The following is an 18,150-nucleotide window of genomic DNA, read 5'->3' as shown; positions in this document are numbered from 1 at the left end:
AGACCAGCGGTGAACGTTCGGCTGCCGAGTGCGCACCCGCGTCTCGGGTGCGCCGAGGTCGCCACCTCGATCTCGCGTCGAGCACGTAGGTTCTCGTCATGACCTCACCCCTCCGGGTAGCACTCCGCGACCGCCTCACCGCGGCGATGCGGGCCCACGACCGGCAGACCGCCGGCGCGATGCGGAGCATCCTCGCCGCCCTGGAGAACGCCGAAGCGGTGCCCGTGACGGCCCACGACGCCCCGGTGGCCACCTCCGAGCACATCGCCGGCGCCTCGACCGGCCTCGGCGCCGCCGAGGCGGCGCGCCGTGTCCTCTCCCCCGATGACGAACGCGCCGTGGTCGAGCGCGAGATCGCCGAGCTGCGGTCCTCGGCGGCCGCTCTCGCCACGGCCGGACAGCACGAGCGGAGCACCGAGCTGGTCCGGATCGCCGAGACCGTCGAGGCCGTAGTCCCGGGCTGAACGCCGCAACGACGGGCACTGCCCGCAGGTCGGGGCGCCCACGGCCCTAGATGACTAATTCCAAGGGATCGTGCAAGCGAGCGGCGCTCAGCGCCGCTCCGGCAAGGCGCCGATGCGTCGGCAGACTGGACGTCTTTCAAGCCTCGGCAACGCCGCCGGAGCGGATGATGAGCGTCGCGCAGCGTGCGAGGCCTTGGAATTAGTCATCTAGGCCGTCATGGCTCCGATGGCTCCGGTGACGTACGGCACCAGCCAGATCGCCCACACGACGACGCTGAAACGATGGAAGCTGGCCTTCTCGGACTCGCGGTCCCGGATCAGGACGATGATCGCCCACATGAGGTGGATCGCCATCAGTGCGATCGCCAGGCCGCCCGTCCAGATCATGACCGTGTTGAACGCACTGGTGGGTTCGTCGGACTCATCGGCGATCCGGCTCATCAGGAGGGTCCCGGCACCGTCGCACAGCAGGCCGGCGGCGAAGGCGGCGGCGTGCCAGGGTTTCAGGATCCCCTGGACGCGCTCGGACCAGACACCGATCGTGTAGAAGACCAGCGCCAGTGTGATGACAACGATCGCGAGCGCGAGCATCTGCCCTCCTCGTCAGTGCCCTGGCTGGCTGCCGGGCACCTTCTATCCAGCATGGCGGGGCTGCTGCACCGATCTGTGACAGTCGGTTAGGCGGCCTGTTCGGCCAGCGTGGTCATGATGGCTTCGTACTCGATGGGGGTCAATCGGCCGAGTCGGGCTTGGCGTCGTCGGCGGTGGTAGGTCCGCTCGATCCAGGTCACGATCGCGATGCGGAGCTCCTCGCGGTTGGCCCACTTCTGCCGGTCGAGGACGTTGTGTTGGAGCAGGCTGAAGAAGCTCTCCATGGCCGCGTTGTCGCCGGCTGAGCCGACCTGGCCCATGGAGCCGAGCATCTGGTGGCGCCACAACGACTGCTGCAGCTTCCGACTCCGAAACTGGCCGCCCCTGTCTGAGTGCAGCTTGCAGCCGGCCACCGATCCACCCCCAGCAGTGCGCCTGGCGACGGCGGACTCGAGTGCGTCAACCGCGAGCTGGGAGGTCATCCGGGAGTCGATGGAGTAGCCCACGATCCGGTTGGACCACACGTCCTTGACCGCGCAGATGTAGAGCTTCCCGACCGCGGTCGGGTGCTCAGAGATGTCGGTGAGCCAGAGCTGGTTCGGACCGGGTGCGGTGAACTCGCGGCGAACCAGGTCGTCGTGGGCGGGCGCACCGGGCAGGTCCTTCTTCCCGCGGCGCTTCTTGCCGAAGACGCACCACCACTCGTTGCTCGAGCAGATCTTCCACACCGTCCGCTCGGACACCTGGTGGCCAGCGTCGGTGATCTCGTCGAAGAGCAGCCGGTAGCCGAACTCGGGGTCCTCGCGGTGGGCGTCGAAGATCGCGTTCGCGAGGTAGGCCTCCTCGAGTTCGCTGTCGGTGACCGGGCAGGCGAGCCAGGCGTAGTAGTGCTGGCGGTGGAGCTTGAGCACCCGGCACGCCACCGCGACCGGTACCCGGAGCGGGGCACCGGCCGCGGCGAGCTCTCTCACGAGCGGGTAGAGCCTTTTCCCGGTAGCTGGGCCTGCGACAGGTAAGCCGCAGCCCGACGCAGTACCTCGTTCTCCTGCTCCAGGAGCCGGTTGCGACGCTTCAACTCACGCAATTCGCGGGACTCGTCGGTGGTGACGCCGGGCTTCACGCCGTCCTCGACATCAGCCTGACGAAGCCACTTCGAGATCGTCATCTCGTGGACTCCGAAGTCGGTCGCGACCTGGGCCAGCGTCACCCCAGGACCACGACTACGGGCGACCCGGACGACGTCCTCACGGAACTCGCGGGGGTAGGGCTTGGGCACAGCAACATCCTTCCAGCCTGACAACTCGTCAAGCGATCTCAGATGTCACAGATCCGCTCATCAGCCCCCTCCGATCGAGACAGCCACCGGCACTGCGTCCAGCCAGGACGACCGCACATCCGGTCGTCCCTGCGATGACATGCCTGGTCGTGCATTGCTCGGGGCCAGTTCGGCATTGGCGTCGAAGCCACCGGCTGGCGAGACTCGTTGCTCGTCGATCCGTTGCCAGCGCCGACGCGCCACGACCATGACGGATCTATGAACCGATAGGCATTCCATGGCGACCCTGGTCCTCGTGCACGGAGCGTGGCATGGCGGATGGTGCTGGAACTCCGTCGCCGAGATCCTTCGACGCGACGGCCACAGCGTCCACGCACCGACCTTGCTGGGCATGGGTCCCTTCCGTGCGACCCGACCAAATGCAGGTGCCGAGTCCTCCCGCCGTCCGGGCCTGCATGACCACGTCAACCAGGTGGTCGACTTGTTGCAGGCCAGCGATCTTCACGACGTCGTACTGGTGGGACACAGCTACGGGTCGATGGTGATCACCGGGGCCGCACAAGTCGCGGGTGAGCGCTTGGGACGCCTCGTCTACCTGGACGCGTTCGTACCTCGGCCCGGACAGTCCTTCTTCGACCTCGTTCCGGACGAGCTCAGGCTGAACCTCCTCTCCACCTCCGATTCAGGTTGGGTACGGCCGCGGCCTCCGTCGCTCTTCGGCATCACCGATCCCGACCTCGCGGCTTGGACGGAAGCCCGACTGACGGCTCAACCGATCGAGACCTTCGAGCAGGCGCTCCCCGAAACGTCGGTGCCACCACTCGAGCGTCGTTACATCCGGTGCGCGGGCACCCCGGACCGACCGAATCGCCCCAACCCCGTCGCCGACCAGCTGCGCAACGACCCCGGTTGGAGCTACGCCGAAGTCCCCTGTGGACACGACGCGATGCTGCTCCGCCCACATGCGCTCGTCGAAGCCCTCGGGCTCTAGCAGGTGGGCCGAGCCGTGACACGAACGAACAGGACCAGGACCCGCTGGCCGTCTTGGATCTACGCAGAAGGGCAAGACCCCGACTACAGGTTCAGCCTTGCGAACGAGCGAACCTTCTTGGCCTGGATCCGAACCTCCCTGGCCTTGCTCGCCGCCGCGATCGCCATCGATGTCGTCGACCTCGATCTGTCCGAGTACGGCCGGCGCACCCTGGTGTGCACGTTCATCACGCTTGGACTGGTGTCCGCGGTCCTTGCATGAATCCGGTGGTCGTTGTCTGAACGTGCGATAAGGCGCGGAGCCTCACTACCCGGGTTCGGACTCGCGCTCATCGTCGTTGCGGGCGTCGCGATCGTCAGCGTCGTCATTCTCATCGAGAGCATCTGAGATGCAGACCGAGTTGGACACGGGACGCTCGAGCGAGCGCACTGACCTGGCGTGGCAACGGACCGGCTTGGCGACGGCCGCGGGCGCCGCCGTCGTCGCTCGCCTCACCCTCGACCGCATCGACCTTCTCGTGCCGGTCCTGCTCGGCGTCGCGGTGCTGTTCTCCATGTGGGTGGTCGTGATGTTCAGCAGTCGGACATCCGAGCGAGATGCGAAGAGCCGACGCCGCACCCCTCCCGACGGGCGACCTCCGTGGGCTCTGACGGTGGCGATCTGTCTGATCGCGTGCGTCGAAATGGCCGCGACCCTACGCGCATAGCCCCGCGAGGGCGACGACTGCTCCGACCCAGCAGGTGCCCAGACATCGGACACGCGGAGATGAACAAGGCCCCGGGTCGATGACCCGGGGCCTTGTCTCACTTGCACACGTGCGCGAGGGGGGAGTTGAACCCCCACGCCCTTTCGGGCACACGGACCTGAACCGTGCGCGTCTGCCTATTCCGCCACTCGCGCGTGAAGCGGAGCAAGGCTATCCCAGGGCCGCGCTGCGGCCCAAACCGGGACCGCCCGGGCACTCGCCCGACCACCGGCCGGCGACGTACGGCGGAAGCGCCGGTCCCCCGCCCGGCTGTCTCACCCCGATACGATCGTGGCAACCCGGCCCCCCGGTCGGGTGGGCTCCGGTTTCGTCGCGCGCAGAGCGGGCACGACGTCCGGGACCGACCCCGGCAGCCCCGGACGACTGGGACGGAAGGAGGGCACGTGGGCGGACTCCAGCGACTGGAGAACCGGCTCGAGCAGATGATCTCGGGCGCGTTCGCGCGCGCCTTCCGCTCGGCGGTGCAGCCCGTCGAGATCGCGGCGGCGCTGCAGCGCGAGTGCGACAACAACGCCCAGATCCTCTCCCGCGACCGCCGTCTGGTGCCCAACGACTTCCACGTGGAGCTCTCGGCCACCGACCTCGACCGGCTCGCGCCGTACGACAGCGCGCTGGCCGACGACCTGGTGCGCCAGCTGCGCGACCACGCCGACGAGCAGAGCTACGTCTTCCCGGGTCCGGTGACGATCGGGTTCGACCCGGCCGACGACCTCACCACCGGCCGGTTCCGGATCCGCAGCCGCGCCCAGGCGAAGGTCACCAGCGACGCGACCGCGACCCAGGTGGGCCGGGCGCGGGCGTTCCTCGAGGTCAACGGCACCCGCCACCCGCTGCAGCCGCCGAGCCTGGTGGTGGGCCGCGGCACCGACGCCGACCTGCGCATCAACGACCCCGGGGTGAGCAGGCGGCACGTGGAGTTCTTCGTGACCGGCGGCGGTTCCCGGGGCATCGCGATCGAGGTCCACGACCTCGGCTCGACCAACGGCATGCTCGTCGACGGCCACCGCATCTCCGCGACCGGCCTGCGCGACGGCTCGGAGGTCCGGATCGGCAACACCACGCTCGTCGTCCGCATCCTCGAGGACCGGTGAGGCATTGTCCGAGCTGACGCTCTTCCTGATCCGAGTCGCGTACCTGGCGATCCTCTGGATCTTCGTGCTCTCCGCGATCTCGGTGATCCGCTCCGACATGTTCGGCGCGCGCGTGCCCGAGGCGGCCCGCGGCGGTGGCGGCGGCAAGGCGCCGAAGCCGCCCAAGCAGCCCAAGCCCGGCAAGCGCCGCAGCGCGCCGACCCACGCGATCGTCACCGAGGGCTCGAACGTCGGGGAGCGCGCCGACCTCGCCCAGGCGCCGATCCTGATCGGCCGCGGCACCGACGCGGCGATCCGGCTCGACGACGACTACGTCTCGACCCGGCACGCGCGGATCGCGTCGTCCGGAGACCAGTGGTTCGTCGAGGACCTCGGCTCCACCAACGGCACGTACGTCGGCTCCGTGCGGATCAGCCAGCCCACCACGATCACCCTCGGCACCCAGGTCCGCGTCGGCAAGACGATCATCGAGCTCCGGAAGTAACCGCCGATGACCGACCAGCCGACCGAGCAGCCGGCTCCCCGATTCCGGCTCGACTACGGCGCCGTCTCCGACGTGGGGCGGGTCCGGCGCGACAACCAGGACTCCGGGTACGCCGGCCCGTGGCTGCTCGCGGTGTGCGACGGCGTCGGGGGCGCGGCCCGCGGCGACCTCGCCTCGGCCACCGCGATCGGCCAGCTGCGCCGGCTCGACCAGCCACCCACCAGCGACTCCCCCGACGAGCTGCTCGCCCGCATCGCCGGCGCCGTCCACCGGGCACACGACCGCCTGGTCGAGCTGGTCGACGAGGACCCCGCGCTGAGCGGCACCAGCACCACGGCGTCGCTGCTCGTCTTCGACGGACTCCGGATCGGCGTCGGCCACGTCGGCGACAGCCGCGCGTACCTCTTCCGCGACGGATCGATCCGCCAGCTCACCGTCGACCACACGTTCGTGCAGACCCTCATCGACGAGGGCCGGATCACCGAGGCCGAGGCGAAGGTCCACCCCCACCGCAACCTGATCCTGCGCGCCATCGACGCCGTCAGCGACAGCGAGCCCGACCTCTTCGTGCTCGAGATCGCCGTCGGCGACCGCCTGCTGGTCTGCAGCGACGGCGCGAGCGGCGTGCTCGACGACGGCCGGCTCGCCGACATCCTCTCGACCGGCAGCCCGGAGTACGCCGCGGTCGAGCTGGTCCGCGCCAGCCTCGAGGCCGGCAGCACCGACAACGTCACCTGCGTGGTCGCCGACGTCCTCGAGGCCACCGACGCGGCGCCCACCCAGGAGGGGCTCGTCGTCGGCGCGGCCGCCGACCGCCGGGTCCAGCGCGGCCGCACCGGCGGCCTCTTCCGCGGGCACCGCGCCGGCGACACCGGCGAGCTCGACCCGGTGCCGGCCGACCTGCCCGACGACGTGCCGTACGCCATCACCGCCGACCCGATCGACCCGGAGGCGGCGCGCTACGCCCCGCGCGCCCCGCGCCGCTACCTGTGGGCGCGGCGGGTCTTCGCCTCCACCGTGGTCGTCGGCCTCGCCTGGATCGGCCTCGCCTGGCTCTGGTCGTGGTCGCAGCAGCAGTACTACGTCGGCGAGCAGGACGGCGCCGTCGTCATCTTCCGCGGCGTCAACGCCTCGATCGGCGGCATCGACCTGTCCGAGCCCTACGAGACCACCGACGTCGACCTCGACCGGCTGTCCGACTTCGACGCCGGCAAGGTCCAGGAGGGCATCGAGGCCGAGGACCTCGACGACGCGCGGCAGACCGTGCAGAACCTCGCCGCCAACCAGTCGTCGGAGCCCGCCTCCGAGAGTCCGGCCCCCTCCGAAAATGCGGCCCCCTCCGAAAATCCGGCGCAGGGTTCGGGAGAGGGCTGAGCATGCCTCAGTCGTCCGCGCTCATGGGGTTCGTGCACCGCCGCAGGCGGGGCGCGGAGCTCTTCCTGCTCGTGCTCGCGCTGATCGTCGGCGTGGGTGCCTACGCCGCGGTCGGCATCGGCGTCGAGGAGGAGGTGCCCGCGGACCTGTTCGGGTACGGCGCGTGGCTGGCCGGCCTGATCATCGGCGCACACATCGTGATCCGCTTCGTCGCGCCGTACGCCGACCCCGTGCTGCTGCCGGTGGTCGCCGCGCTCAACGGCCTCGGGCTGGCCGTGATCCACCGCATCGACCTCGCCCGCGAGGCCCAGGGCCGGTTCCACGAGTTCGCGCAGCAGCAGCTGACCTGGATGACGCTCGGCGTCGTCCTCTTCGTCATCACGCTGCTGGTGATCCGCGACCATCGCGTCCTGCAGCGGTTCACCTACACCAGCGGCCTCGCGGCGATCGTGCTGCTGCTGCTCCCGCTGCTGCCCGGCATCGGCCGCACCGTCTACGGCGCCCGGATCTGGATCCGGCTCGGCCCGTTCAGCTTCCAGCCCGGCGAGGTCGCCAAGGTGATGCTGGTGATCGCGATCGCCGGCTACCTGGTGCTCCACCGCGACGCGCTCGCCCTCGCCGGCCGCCGGGTGCTCTTCGTCGACCTGCCCCGCGGCCGCGACCTCGGCCCGATCCTGGTGATGTGGCTGGTCAGCCTCGGCATCCTGGTGTTCCAGCGCGACCTCGGCTCGAGCCTGCTGTTCTTCGGCCTCTTCCTGATCATGCTGTACGTCGCGACCGAGCGACCCGGCTGGCTGGTCGTCGGCGCGCTGCTCTTCGCCGGCGGCGCCGCGCTGGCCTACTTCCTCTTCGGCCACGTGCGCGAACGCTTCGACATCTGGCTCAACCCCTTCGACTTCTACGACTCCGGCGAGAGCTTCCAGCCGGTCGAGGCGAAGTTCGGCCTGGGCTGGGGCGGGCTGATCGGCCGCGGCTTCGGCAACGGCGACCCCAACCGGGTGCCGTTCGCCGAGTCCGACTTCATCCTCGCCTCCGTCGGCGAGGAGCTCGGCCTGACCGCGCTGATCGCCGTGCTGATGATGTACGGCCTGATCGTCGAGCGCGCGCTGCGCACCGCGCTGATCTGCCGCGACGCGTTCGGCAAGCTGGTCGCCACCGGTCTGGGCAGCGCGATCGCGCTCCAGGTCTTCGTGGTCGCCGGCGGTGTGACCGGGCTGATCCCGATCACCGGCCTGACCACGCCGTTCCTCGCCTACGGCGGGTCGTCGCTGATCGCCAACTGGGTGATCATCGCGCTGCTGCTGCGCATCTCCGACCAGGCCCGGCGGCCGCTGCCCACCGTCTCCGACGACACCGCCGCGTTCAGCGACGACGCCACCCAGGTCGTGCGACTCGGCGGAGGAGGACTGACGTGAACAAGCCGATCCGCACGGTCTCGATCTTCTGCCTGATCCTCTTCCTCGCGCTGATGATCAACGCGACGTACCTGCAGTACTGGAAGGCGGGCGCGCTGAACGACGACGCGCGCAACCGGCGCGTGCAGGTGGCGTCGTACTCCCAGGAGCGCGGCGCGATCCTGGTCGGCCGCAACCCGGTGGCCGAGAGCGTGGAGTCCGACGACGAGTACAAGTTCCAGCGCACCTACCCCAAGCCGTTCGTGTACGCGCCGATCACCGGCTACTTCTCCTACTTCGGCGCGACCGGCATCGAGCAGAGCAAGAACGGCGTGCTGTCGGGCGACGACCCGCGGCTGTTCGTGACCAACCTGCTCGACCTGCTCAGCGGCAAGCCCGCCCAGGGCGGCAACGTCACGCTGACGATCAACGCCCGCGCGCAGCAGGCGGCGTACGACGGGCTGAAGAACCTCGGCGGCGGCGTCGAGGGCTCCGTGGTCGCGCTCGAGCCCAACACGGGCAAGGTGCTGGCGATGGTCTCGCTGCCCACCTACGACCCGAACCAGCTCGCCTCCCACGACCTCGCCGCGGTCAGCAAGAAGTCCAAGCAGCTCAACGCCGACCCGTCGGAGCCGCTGCTCAACCGCGGGATCCAGACCCGGCTGCCCCCCGGCTCGACGTTCAAGGTCGTGACCGCGGCCGCCGCGATCGACAAGGGCCTCTACGACGCCGACTCGCAGGTGCCCGGCGGCGTCACCTACCAGCTCCCCCTCACCCACGGCCCGACCGGCGAGATCGACAACGAAGGTCGCGCCTGCGGCGCCAACAACAGCACCATCCCCTTCTCCCAGGCGATGGAGAACTCCTGCAACACCACCTTCGCCCAGCTCGCCGGCGAGGTCGGCGCGGAGGACATGGAGAAGACCGCCGAGGGCTTCGGCTTCAACCAGCACTACTTCGACGACCTGTCCCCGCAGGCGATCTCGGAGTTCCCGCAGGGCGTCGACGAGGCGCAGCTCGGGATGACCGGCTTCGGACAGTTCGACGTGTCGGCGACGCCGCTCCAGATGGCCATGGTGGCCGCCGGCCTCGCCAACGACGGCACGGTGATGAAGCCCTACCTCGTCGACGAGGAGCAGTCGGCCGACCTCAACGTGCTCGACAAGACCGAGCCCGAGGAGTTCTCCCAGGCCGTCTCGGCCACCGCGGCCAACGAGGTGACCAAGCTGATGGTCGACACGGTCGACAACGGCACCGCCGCGCCGGCCGCGATCCCGGGCATCGACGTGGCGGGCAAGACCGGCACCGCGCAGACCGGCCAGAGCGCCCGCTCGCCGTACGCCTGGTTCATCTCGTTCGCACCCGCCGACAACCCCGAGGTCGCCGTGGCCGTGATGATCCAGAAGTCCGACATCCCCCGCAGCGAGATCGCCGGCGGCCTGCTCGGCGGCCCGATCGCGAAGGCAGTGATGGAGGCGGTGATCCGGTGACGCAGACCCCTGGACCCCCGGGCTCCCGTGGCCACGGCTTCGCCGACGACTCGCGGCGCTACCGGCTCGACGGCCGGCTCGCCACCGGCGGGATGGGCGAGGTGTGGCGCGCGACCGACACCGTGCTCGACCGCCCGGTCGCGGTGAAGCTGCTCAAGGCCGAGTACGCCGACCACAGCTCCTTCCGCGTGCGCTTCGAGACCGAGGCGCAGCACGCCGCGTCGCTGCACCACCCCAACATCGCGACGGTCTACGACTTCGGCGAGTCCACGATGACCGACGGCTCCGGCAGCCATCGGCCCTTCCTCGTGATGGAGCTGGTCGAGGGTCAGCCGCTCTCGGCGCTGCTGCGGCCCGACGTGCCGATGGAGCCGCTCGCCGTCCGCGAGCTGCTCGCCCAGGCCGCCGACGGGCTCGGGGCCGCCCACGATGCCGACATCGTGCACCGCGACGTGAAGCCGGCGAACCTGCTGGTCACGCCCGACCGGCTGGTCAAGATCACGGACTTCGGCATCGCCCGCGCCGCGGAGGGGGTCGGCCTGACCGGCACCGGCGAGGTGATGGGCACGCCGCAGTACCTCTCGCCCGAGCAGGCCCAGGGTCTGACCGCGACCCCGGCCTCCGACGTCTACTCGCTCGGCGTCGTCGCGTTCGAGTGCCTCGCCGGCCGGCGCCCGTTCACCGGCGAGACCGCGGCGGCGACCGCGCTCGCCCACCTGCGCGAGCCGGTGCCCGACCTGCCCGCGTCGGTGCCGGCCGACCTGGCCGCCGTGGTACGCCGCGCGCTGGCCAAGGACCCGGCCGAGCGGTTCCCCGACGGCCGGGCGCTGGCCCACGCCCTGCGCAACCCGGCCACCGAGGCGACCCGCGTGGTGGCCGCGCCGCCCCCCGAGCCGCCGACGCAGGTGATCGCCCCGGTGCCGCCCCCGACGTCGAGCACCCCGGTGCCCCCGCCGTCCGAGGAGAGGCGGCGCTCCTGGGTCTGGCCGGTCGTGGGCGTGATCGCCGTGGTGGCGATCGCGGTGCTCGTCGTCCTGCTGCTGACGCGGGGCGACGGCGACGACACCCCGGTCGACGAGCAGCCCACGACCACGCCGACCGAGACGACGACCACGCCGACGACGCCCAGCGAGCCCGCCTCGACCCCGGTCGAGGACACCACCGTGCGCATCGACGAGCAGGACTTCGTCGGCCGCCCGTTCGCCGACGTCCAGCGCGAGCTCGCCGACCTCGACCTGCGGGTCAGCCGGCGGACGGTCGACAACCCGGGCGACGAGATCGAGGGCGACGTGATGAGCGTCGATCCGACCGGGGCGCTGCAGAAGGGCGACACCGTCACCGTGGGCGTCTGGGGTCCGGTCCCCGAGACCGAGACGCCCACGCCGACCCCCACCCCCTCGGACACCCCCACCCCGACGCCGTCGGACACCCCCACCCCTACCCCCACCGACGACACCTCCCCGAGCAGTTGAAGGCCAGGTCATCGTGAACAACCAACAGCCGGTCCTGATCGGCGGGCGCTACGAGCTCGGTGAGCTCCTGGGCCGCGGCGGGATGGCCGAGGTCCGCAAGGGCACCGACACCCGGCTCGGCCGGGTCGTGGCCGTGAAGCGGCTGCGCACCGACCTCGCCAGCGACGCGACGTTCCAGGCTCGGTTCCGGCGTGAGGCGCAGTCGGCAGCCTCCCTCAACCACCCGGCGATCGTCGCGGTCTACGACACCGGCGAGGAGCCCGCGACCGACGGATCGGGCATCTCGCAGCCCTACATCGTCATGGAGTACGTCGCGGGCCGCACGCTGCGCGACATCCTCCGCGAGGGACGCAAGATCCTGCCGGAGCGCGCCCTGGAGATCACCAGCGGCGTGCTGTCCGCGCTCGACTACAGCCACCGCGCCGGGATCATCCACCGCGACATCAAACCGGGCAACGTGATGCTGACCCCCAGCGGCGACGTCAAGGTCATGGACTTCGGCATCGCCCGGGCGATCAGCGACGCCTCGTCGACGATGACCCAGACCGCGGCCGTGGTCGGCACCGCCCAGTACCTCTCCCCCGAGCAGGCCCGCGGCGAGACCGTCGACTCTCGCTCCGACGTCTACTCCGCCGGCTGCCTGCTCTACGAGCTGCTCACCGGGCGCCCGCCGTTCGTGGGCGACAGCCCGGTCGCGGTCGCCTACCAGCACGTCCGCGAGCCCGCGACGCCGCCGTCCGACCACGACACCGAGCTCCCCCCGGAGATCGATGCGATCGTGCTCAAGGCGCTCGCGAAGCGGCTCGAGGACCGCTACCAGTCCGCGGCCGCGATGCGCAGCGACATCGAGCGCTACCTCGCCGGTCGCCCGGTCCAGGCGCCGCTGCCCCCACCGATGGCGCCGGACCCGCAGCCGACCGCCGCGACCGCGGTCGTCCCGCCGGCCACGGCGTACCAGGAGGAGGAGCCGCGCAGCCGCACCGGCCTGCTGGTCCTCCTCGGCCTGCTGCTGATCGTGCTGATCGCCGGTGCCGCCTACCTGCTGCCGCGGCTGTTCGAGAGCGCACCCGACCAGGTGCCGGTGCCCAACGTGATCGGCAAGACCGAGAAGCAGGCGCGCGCCCTGATCGGCGACGCCGGCCTCGCCGTCGGCGCGATCGAGCGCGAGGCCAGCAGCGACGTGCCGACGGGCCGGGTGATCACCCAGTCGCCGGACCCCGACGCCTACCGAGACCCCGACTCGGCCGTGAACCTCACGATCTCGCTCGGCAAGCCGCAGGTCGAGGTGCCCTTCGTGGTCGGCCAGGACAAGGACGAGGCCGAGGCGATGCTCGTCGACCAGGGCTTCGTCGTGAAGCTCCAGAAGGAGGAGTCCGACGAGGACAAGAACCGGGTGACCCGGACCGAACCCTCCCAGGGCACCACGGTCGCCGAGGGCACCACGATCGTCGTCTACTACTCCGACGGTCGCGAGAAGGTCCCGGACGTGGTCGGCAAGCAGCAGGCGCAGGCCGAGACCGCGATCACCAACGCCGGCTTCGAGCCGCGGGTGATCAACTCCGACGACACCACCGAGCCGGCGGGCACCGTGATCGACCAGAGCCCGCGCGCCGGGGAGACGCCGTCGGCGGGCTCGACGGTCACGATCGTGGTCTCGACGTACGTCGAGCCGACCGAGACCCCGGCCCCCACCGAGACGGCGACGCCGCCGGTGCCGACCGACACCCCGACGGTCCCGCCACCGGCGGAGCGCCGACGACCCTAGTGTCGTGCGTTGGAAGTTGTTGCACGGTTGGCGTGCTCAGGGTGCGTGCGCTGCCAGGCGCCGGAGCGCCGCCATACCCGCTCGTCTCGCAAGCGACGGCAACGCCGCAGAGTGCGTGCCATGGGTGCGCGAAGCGCACAAGAACTTCTGACGCACGGCACTAGCCCGCGCCGCCACGCAGCAGCGGCGTAGCGTAGTTGAGGTTGAGCAGTGGGTCGTACGCCGGGGCCGTGATGCTGTTCTCGAGCGCCAGGTCCCAGCCGACGGAGATGCCCGGGTCGGCCGCGTCCTCGCGGTAGGCCCGGACGTAGGAGTCGTCCTCGATCGCGGTGAGCAGCGACAGCTGCTCGCCGACCGCCTGGATGACATAGGGCTGCGGGTAGGGCACGCCCTGGAGCTGCACGGAGTTGCCCTCGCACTTGATGCCCGTGGTCGACACGACGCGCTGACCCTGGATGGTGACGGCGCTCGCGCCGCCCTTCCACAGCGCGTTGACCACGGCCTGGATGTCCTGCTGGTGCACGAGCAGCGGGTTGACGTCGCCGGTCGTGGAGTTGATGACGTCCTCGGGCGCGTCCGAGAGCACGATGGTCACGCCGGGCCCGCGCCGCGGTTCGATGCCGGCGGGGTCGCGGAGCCGCTCGATCCGGCGCCGGTAGCGGTTCACGTCGTCGTCGCTGAGCGCCGAGCTGAGCGAGGTCACCTCGGCGTCGAGGTCGGCGACCTTGGCCCGCAGCGCGGCGTAGTTGTCGGCCTCGTCCTCGACCAGGGCGGCGAGATCGGTGTAGCGACCGGGCCGCAGGTCGGTGCCCTCGCTGCTGGTGGCACTGACGACGAAGAGCGCTCCGCAGGCCAGCACGACCAGCGGCGTACCCAGCCGCCAGCGGCGGCGTCGCCTGACCTCCGGGTCACGCGACCCGGAGGGCCTTGCGTGGGATCCGGCGCTCACGACGACTAAGGTAGCCGGAGCCCGTACGAATCACCCAGGAGCACCCGTGTCGAAGCCGAAGGTCAAGGACCCTCTCGCCCCTCCCCGGGGCCCGGTGTTGTCGAAGCGCTTCATCGTCGCCCTGCTCCTGATGGTGCTCGGCATCGCGTGGATCGCGTACTACTACATCGTCTTCGACCCGATGGCCATCCCGCCCACCGACGACGGCTCGCCCGCCTTCATGGGCGACCTCGGCGACTGGAACTACCTGATCGGCTTCGGCCTGTTCTTCGTCGGGCTGATCGTCTCGGCCCACCCGTCCACGCCCCTGGGTCGCGGCCGCGGTGTCGTGGTCGGGATGCTCGCCTGCTTCCTGCTCGGCCTGCTGTGGATCTGCACCTACTACATCTTCAGCGACGACCTCAGCAGCATCTGGGTCTTCAACGACCTCGGCCAGAAGAACCTCGTGGTCGGCATCGCCTTCATGGCCGTCGGCTTCACCTTCGCCACCCGCTGGGAGTAGGCGGCCACTCCGCTGTCCTCACCCGACGCCGGTCGGTCCACCCAGGACCGGCCGGCGTCCGGCATTTTCCACATTGGGGATAACTCCTGTGGAGAACTACACGCGTGTAGTTCTCCACAGGACATTCCACAGCTGTGGACACCCGCGCCCTCCATCGGGTCCGGGCAGGGTGAGCGATACCCAGTGACGATGTGGTCGTTCCCGGGGTCCCGGAACGACCACATCGTCACTGGGTATCGGGGCGTGGATGGGTCGCAGACCCGGGTGGCTCAGGTCAGCTGAGCGATCCGGGCGGCGACGACGGCCAGCAGGATCAGGGTGATGCCGCCCAGGCCGGCGATCTGGTACGCCGTACGGCCCTTGCGCGGGGCGTGGACCAGCACGGCCGCGGCGGCGACGCCACCGACGAAGCCGCCCAGGTGGCCCTGCCACGAGATGTTGGGGACCACGAACGTGATCAGCACGTTGACGACGATCAGGCCCCACAGCGCACGCATGTCGCCACCGACGCGGCGGGCCACGATCAGCAGCGCGCCGAACAGGCCGTAGATCGCGCCCGAGGCGCCGAGGGTGAGCTGGTACTCGCCGGCGGCCCACATCACGATGGCCGAGCCGGCCAGCAGCGAGACCAGGTAGAGGCCCAGGAACCGGACCCGGCCGAAGACCATCTCGAGCTGGGGGCCGATCATCCACAGCGCGAGCATGTTGAACCCGATGTGGGTGATCGTGACGTGGGTGAAGCCCGACGTGACCAGCTGCCACCAGGCGCCGTCGGCGACGCCGGGCAGCCAGCTGCCGCCACCGGCCTCGCACGCCGCGCGGGCCACCTGGATGTTGATGAAGCCGTTCTGCAGGTCGCACACACCGTCGGGGCGCAGCCCGAGGAGGTCGACCAGCCGGCTGCCGGAGCCGCCGGTCACCATGATCGCGAGCCAGACCACGGCGTTGATGCCGATCAGCACGCCCGAGGTGATCGAGGCGTTGGTCGGGCGCAGCCCGCCGAAGGCGGTGCGACCGCTGCGGGTCTCCTTCCGGCCCGAGGCGACGCACTCGGGGCACTGGAACCCCACGGCGGCGTCGCGCATGCAGTCCGGGCAGATCGGCCGGTTGCAGCGCTGGCAGCGGATGTGCGACTCCCGGCCGGGGTGCCGGTAGCAGGTGGGCACCCCGGCGGGCGCCGGGTGATCGGTCATGGGTGGTGAGGCGGGGGGCGTCAGCCGCCGACGATCTCGACGGACTCGATGACGACCGGCTCGACCGGGCGGTCGCCCGGGCCGGTCTGGGTGGTGGCGATCGCGTCGACGACGTCGCGCGAGGCCTGGTCGGCGGCCTCACCGAAGATGGTGTGCTTGAAGTTCAGCCAGGTGGTCGCGCCCACGGTGATGAAGAACTGCGAGCCGTTGGTGCCGGGACCGGCGTTCGCCATCGCCAGCAGGTAGGGCTTGTCGAAGGTGAGCTCGGGGTGCGGCTCGTCCTTGAACGTGTAGCCCGGGCCGCCGGTGCCGGTGCCGAGCGGGCAGCCGCCCTGGATCATGAAGCCCTCGATCACCCGGTGGAAGGTCAGGCCGTCGTAGAAGGGGCCGGAGTGGCCGTTCCCGGCGTCGTAGTCCTTGGTGCCCTGGGCGAGGCCGACGAAGTTGGCGACCGTCTCGGGCGCGTGGTCGGGGAACAGGTTGAGCGTGATGTCGCCCCGGTTGGTCTTGAGAATGGCCTGCTGGTCAGCCATGACTGCCTCTCGGTGTCGGTCCGTGCGTGGGTGGGTACACCACGGACGTACCGCGGTGCTTGGTGCCGTCCGATCCTCGCATGGCCGGCAAGCAGCCCGCCCGTTGGCCGGGCCTCCGGTTGGGCAGGCGGTGACATGATGAACGAGCCAGGGACACGACGAGAGGAAGCCCCATGGGTCTGCGGAAGAAGAAGTCGATCCTCGACCAGGCCGGCGACACCGTGAACGAGTACGTCGACCAGGTCAAGCCACAGCTCGAGTCGGCGGTCGCGACCGCGCGCGAGAAGGCCGGGCCCGTCCTCGCCGACGCCAAGGCGAAGGCCGCCCCCGTCATCGCCGATGCCCGCGAGAAGGCCGGACCGGCCGTCGCGGCCGGCGCCGCGATCGCCGCCGAGAAGATCGCCGCCGGCGCCACCATCGCCGCCGAGAAGGCTGCCGAGGCCGCGGAGGCCGCCGCCGAGAAGGTCGCCGACGTGGCCGAGCCGAAGAAGAAGGGCGGCAAGCTGAAGAAGCTGCTGCTGATCACCGGCATCGCGGCGGCCGCCGCCTTCGTCCTCTCCAAGCTGCGGGCCGGCCGGGAGAGCGAGAACTGGCAGTCGTCGTACACCCCCACGCCCGCGCCCGCGCCCGCGCCGCGCGCCGAGGACGACGCCGCGGGCGCATCCCCCGGCGAGGCGATCGCCGACCAGACCGAGAGCCCAAAGCCGGTGACGACCCCCGAGTCGCCGGCCGAGGTCGTCGACGTCGACGAGGAGAAGCCGTAGTCGTCGCCGTCGCATCGAGCTCGATCAGGACCGGCCGGTAGGGAGATCCACCGGCCGGTTCTCGTCGATCCAGGTGTCGATCCGCTCCCACCACGTGAAGAGCCAGTCGATCCGCTCCTCACGGCCCACCGGGATCTCGTCGTGCGGCACCTGCCACCAGCGCATCACGATCCGCTTGTCCATGGGCAGCTCGCGCCAGATGTCACCGACGCTCACCAGATGGTCGAGCCCGGTGTGCGCGACCATCACGACGTCCGCACCGGGCGCGGCGTCGAGGGCGGCCAGCAGTCCGCCCGGGCGCGGCGCCAGCACGTGCGTCATCTGCTCGGCGCGCTGTGCCATCCGCTCCATGCCGAGCCGGCGCAGCCGGTCGATCGCGCGCTGCCGCCGCCGCGGCGTGAAGTTGCCGCCCTCCGGGAAGATCACGAACGCGTCGTTCTCGTCCAAGCCGCTGGCCAGCTCGGCGATCTGCGCCTCGAGGTCGGCGCCGGTGGCCGGGTTCGGGGTGATGAACCGGGCAGGGATCCGGTTGAGCACCACGTCGATCATCGGGTCCCACGCCAGCGTGTCCTTGAGCACCACCCGCGGCTCACGGTCGTACCACGCCATCAGCGTGTGGATCAGCACGAACGAGTCGCCCGGTCCGGCGTGCCGGCAGCAGACCACGATCGGCCGCCCCGGGTACGCCGCCGGCGTCGGCCCCTCGGACTCGATCCGCAGCCGCAGCACCCGCCGGGCCTCGCGGAAGAAGACCCACATCGTGCCCTGCACCAGGTCGTAGTGGATGCCCTCGAAGTACGGCGTGCGCAGCCGCCACCCGAAGCCGGACGCGATCCAGAGACCGAGCATCACCACCAGCAGCAGCGCCTCACAGGTGAGGTAGACGATCGCGACCCACATGACCCGCAGGGGCCGCAGCCGACCGGGCACGATCGGTGAGACCGCGGCGGCGCCGATCAGCCAGATCGGCAGGGTGAACCAGACCAACCCCGCCAGGGCGACCACGACCGGCGCGATCACCCACCGGCGCAGCACCCAGATCACGGCTCGC

Annotated in this window: 19 protein-coding genes and 1 tRNA gene; 13 read left to right on the top strand and 7 right to left on the bottom strand. The window is 70.6% G+C overall.

Annotation, left to right across the window (positions count from 1 at the left end; translation table 11 throughout):
* Positions 1–98 precede the first annotated feature (98 nt).
* Positions 99–464, top strand: a complete 366-nt coding sequence (locus FHU40_RS26500) for a GatB/YqeY domain-containing protein (RefSeq protein ID WP_183595519.1) — start codon at positions 99–101, stop codon at positions 462–464.
* A gap of 207 nt (positions 465–671) precedes the next feature.
* On the opposite strand, the gene FHU40_RS26495 is transcribed toward FHU40_RS26500, so the two are convergent.
* Both FHU40_RS26495 and FHU40_RS26490 read right to left on the bottom strand, forming a co-directional pair.
* A complete protein-coding gene (locus tag FHU40_RS26495; RefSeq protein WP_183595518.1) occupies positions 672–1,055 on the bottom strand; it encodes an HsmA family protein in 384 nt (127 codons plus the stop codon).
* 86 nt (positions 1,056–1,141) lie between these two features.
* A protein-coding gene (locus FHU40_RS26490; RefSeq protein ID WP_425490234.1) for an IS3 family transposase occupies positions 1,142–2,331 on the bottom strand; the annotation gives its coding sequence in 2 pieces (ribosomal slippage) (positions 1,142–2,044 and positions 2,047–2,331; 1,188 coding nt in all).
* A gap of 277 nt (positions 2,332–2,608) precedes the next feature.
* Between FHU40_RS26490 and FHU40_RS26485 the strand changes: the two genes are divergently transcribed.
* The 3 genes from FHU40_RS26485 (at position 2,609) to FHU40_RS26475 (ending at position 4,028) form a co-directional block, all read left to right on the top strand.
* Positions 2,609–3,322: an alpha/beta fold hydrolase gene (locus tag FHU40_RS26485; RefSeq protein ID WP_183595516.1), complete on the top strand. Its 714-nt coding sequence runs from the start codon at positions 2,609–2,611 to the stop codon at positions 3,320–3,322.
* Between the two features lie 3 nt (positions 3,323–3,325).
* Positions 3,326–3,583 carry a YidH family protein gene (locus FHU40_RS27845; RefSeq protein ID WP_343058073.1) on the top strand — a complete coding sequence of 86 codons (258 nt, stop codon included), beginning with the start codon at positions 3,326–3,328 and terminating at the stop codon, positions 3,581–3,583.
* Positions 3,584–3,710: 127 nt separating this feature from the next.
* Positions 3,711–4,028 (top strand): DUF202 domain-containing protein, encoded by a 318-nt coding sequence (locus FHU40_RS26475; protein WP_183595515.1) that lies wholly within the window; start codon positions 3,711–3,713, stop codon positions 4,026–4,028.
* Between the two features lie 110 nt (positions 4,029–4,138).
* Here the strand turns inward: FHU40_RS26475 and FHU40_RS26470 are convergent.
* A tRNA-Leu gene (locus FHU40_RS26470) sits at positions 4,139–4,222 on the bottom strand.
* Between the two features lie 249 nt (positions 4,223–4,471).
* Between FHU40_RS26470 and FHU40_RS26465 the strand changes: the two genes are divergently transcribed.
* Genes FHU40_RS26465 through pknB form a run of 7 tightly spaced genes read left to right on the top strand, consistent with a single transcriptional unit; the run spans position 4,472 to position 13,158 of the window.
* Entirely contained in the window at positions 4,472–5,179 is a 708-nt protein-coding gene (locus tag FHU40_RS26465; RefSeq protein WP_183595514.1) for an FHA domain-containing protein, read from the top strand.
* A gap of 4 nt (positions 5,180–5,183) precedes the next feature.
* Positions 5,184–5,663 (top strand): FHA domain-containing protein FhaB/FipA, encoded by a 480-nt coding sequence (locus FHU40_RS26460; protein ID WP_183595513.1) that lies wholly within the window; start codon positions 5,184–5,186, stop codon positions 5,661–5,663.
* A gap of 6 nt (positions 5,664–5,669) precedes the next feature.
* Positions 5,670–7,037: a PP2C family protein-serine/threonine phosphatase gene (locus FHU40_RS26455; RefSeq protein ID WP_183595512.1), complete on the top strand. Its 1,368-nt coding sequence runs from the start codon at positions 5,670–5,672 to the stop codon at positions 7,035–7,037.
* Positions 7,038–7,039: 2 nt separating this feature from the next.
* On the top strand, positions 7,040–8,452 hold the full coding sequence (locus FHU40_RS26450) for an FtsW/RodA/SpoVE family cell cycle protein (RefSeq protein WP_183595511.1): 1,413 nt from the start codon (positions 7,040–7,042) through the stop codon (positions 8,450–8,452).
* Positions 8,449–9,921, top strand: coding sequence for a peptidoglycan D,D-transpeptidase FtsI family protein (locus FHU40_RS26445; RefSeq protein WP_183595510.1), 1,473 nt, complete (start codon positions 8,449–8,451; stop codon positions 9,919–9,921). Before FHU40_RS26450 ends, FHU40_RS26445 begins: the two co-directional genes overlap by 4 nt.
* A complete protein-coding gene (locus FHU40_RS26440; protein ID WP_183595509.1) occupies positions 9,918–11,393 on the top strand; it encodes a protein kinase domain-containing protein in 1,476 nt (491 codons plus the stop codon). Before FHU40_RS26445 ends, FHU40_RS26440 begins: the two co-directional genes overlap by 4 nt.
* Positions 11,394–11,406: 13 nt before the next feature.
* Positions 11,407–13,158 (top strand): Stk1 family PASTA domain-containing Ser/Thr kinase, encoded by a 1,752-nt coding sequence (gene pknB / locus FHU40_RS26435; protein WP_183595508.1) that lies wholly within the window; start codon positions 11,407–11,409, stop codon positions 13,156–13,158.
* A 160-nt stretch (positions 13,159–13,318) separates the two neighbouring features.
* Here the strand turns inward: pknB and FHU40_RS26430 are convergent, their stop codons facing one another.
* Complete coding sequence (locus FHU40_RS26430) at positions 13,319–14,107, bottom strand: DUF881 domain-containing protein (RefSeq protein WP_183595507.1); 789 nt, start codon at positions 14,105–14,107, stop codon at positions 13,319–13,321.
* 46 nt (positions 14,108–14,153) lie between these two features.
* Here FHU40_RS26430 and FHU40_RS26425 point away from each other — a divergent pair, with 46 nt between their 5' ends.
* On the top strand, positions 14,154–14,609 hold the full coding sequence (locus FHU40_RS26425) for a cell division protein CrgA (protein WP_183595506.1): 456 nt from the start codon (positions 14,154–14,156) through the stop codon (positions 14,607–14,609).
* A gap of 269 nt (positions 14,610–14,878) precedes the next feature.
* Here FHU40_RS26425 and FHU40_RS26420 read toward each other — a convergent pair whose 3' ends face one another.
* Positions 14,879–15,802: a rhomboid family intramembrane serine protease gene (locus tag FHU40_RS26420; protein ID WP_183595505.1), complete on the bottom strand. Its 924-nt coding sequence runs from the start codon at positions 15,800–15,802 to the stop codon at positions 14,879–14,881.
* 20 nt (positions 15,803–15,822) lie between these two features.
* Positions 15,823–16,335 (bottom strand): peptidylprolyl isomerase, encoded by a 513-nt coding sequence (locus FHU40_RS26415; protein ID WP_183595504.1) that lies wholly within the window; start codon positions 16,333–16,335, stop codon positions 15,823–15,825.
* A 173-nt stretch (positions 16,336–16,508) separates the two neighbouring features.
* On the opposite strand from FHU40_RS26415, the gene FHU40_RS26410 reads away from it, so the two are divergent.
* A complete protein-coding gene (locus tag FHU40_RS26410; protein ID WP_183595503.1) occupies positions 16,509–17,099 on the top strand; it encodes a hypothetical protein in 591 nt (196 codons plus the stop codon).
* 24 nt (positions 17,100–17,123) lie between these two features.
* On the opposite strand, the gene FHU40_RS26405 is transcribed toward FHU40_RS26410, so the two are convergent.
* Positions 17,124–18,143 carry a 1-acyl-sn-glycerol-3-phosphate acyltransferase gene (locus FHU40_RS26405; RefSeq protein WP_183595502.1) on the bottom strand — a complete coding sequence of 340 codons (1,020 nt, stop codon included), beginning with the start codon at positions 18,141–18,143 and terminating at the stop codon, positions 17,124–17,126.
* Positions 18,144–18,150 lie beyond the last annotated feature (7 nt).

The organism is Nocardioides soli (genome assembly GCF_014191495.1).
Classification (GTDB): domain Bacteria; phylum Actinomycetota; class Actinomycetes; order Propionibacteriales; family Nocardioidaceae; genus Nocardioides; species Nocardioides soli.
Note: the sequence above shows the minus strand (reverse complement) of the source record. Positions and strands in the feature narration are given on the sequence as shown.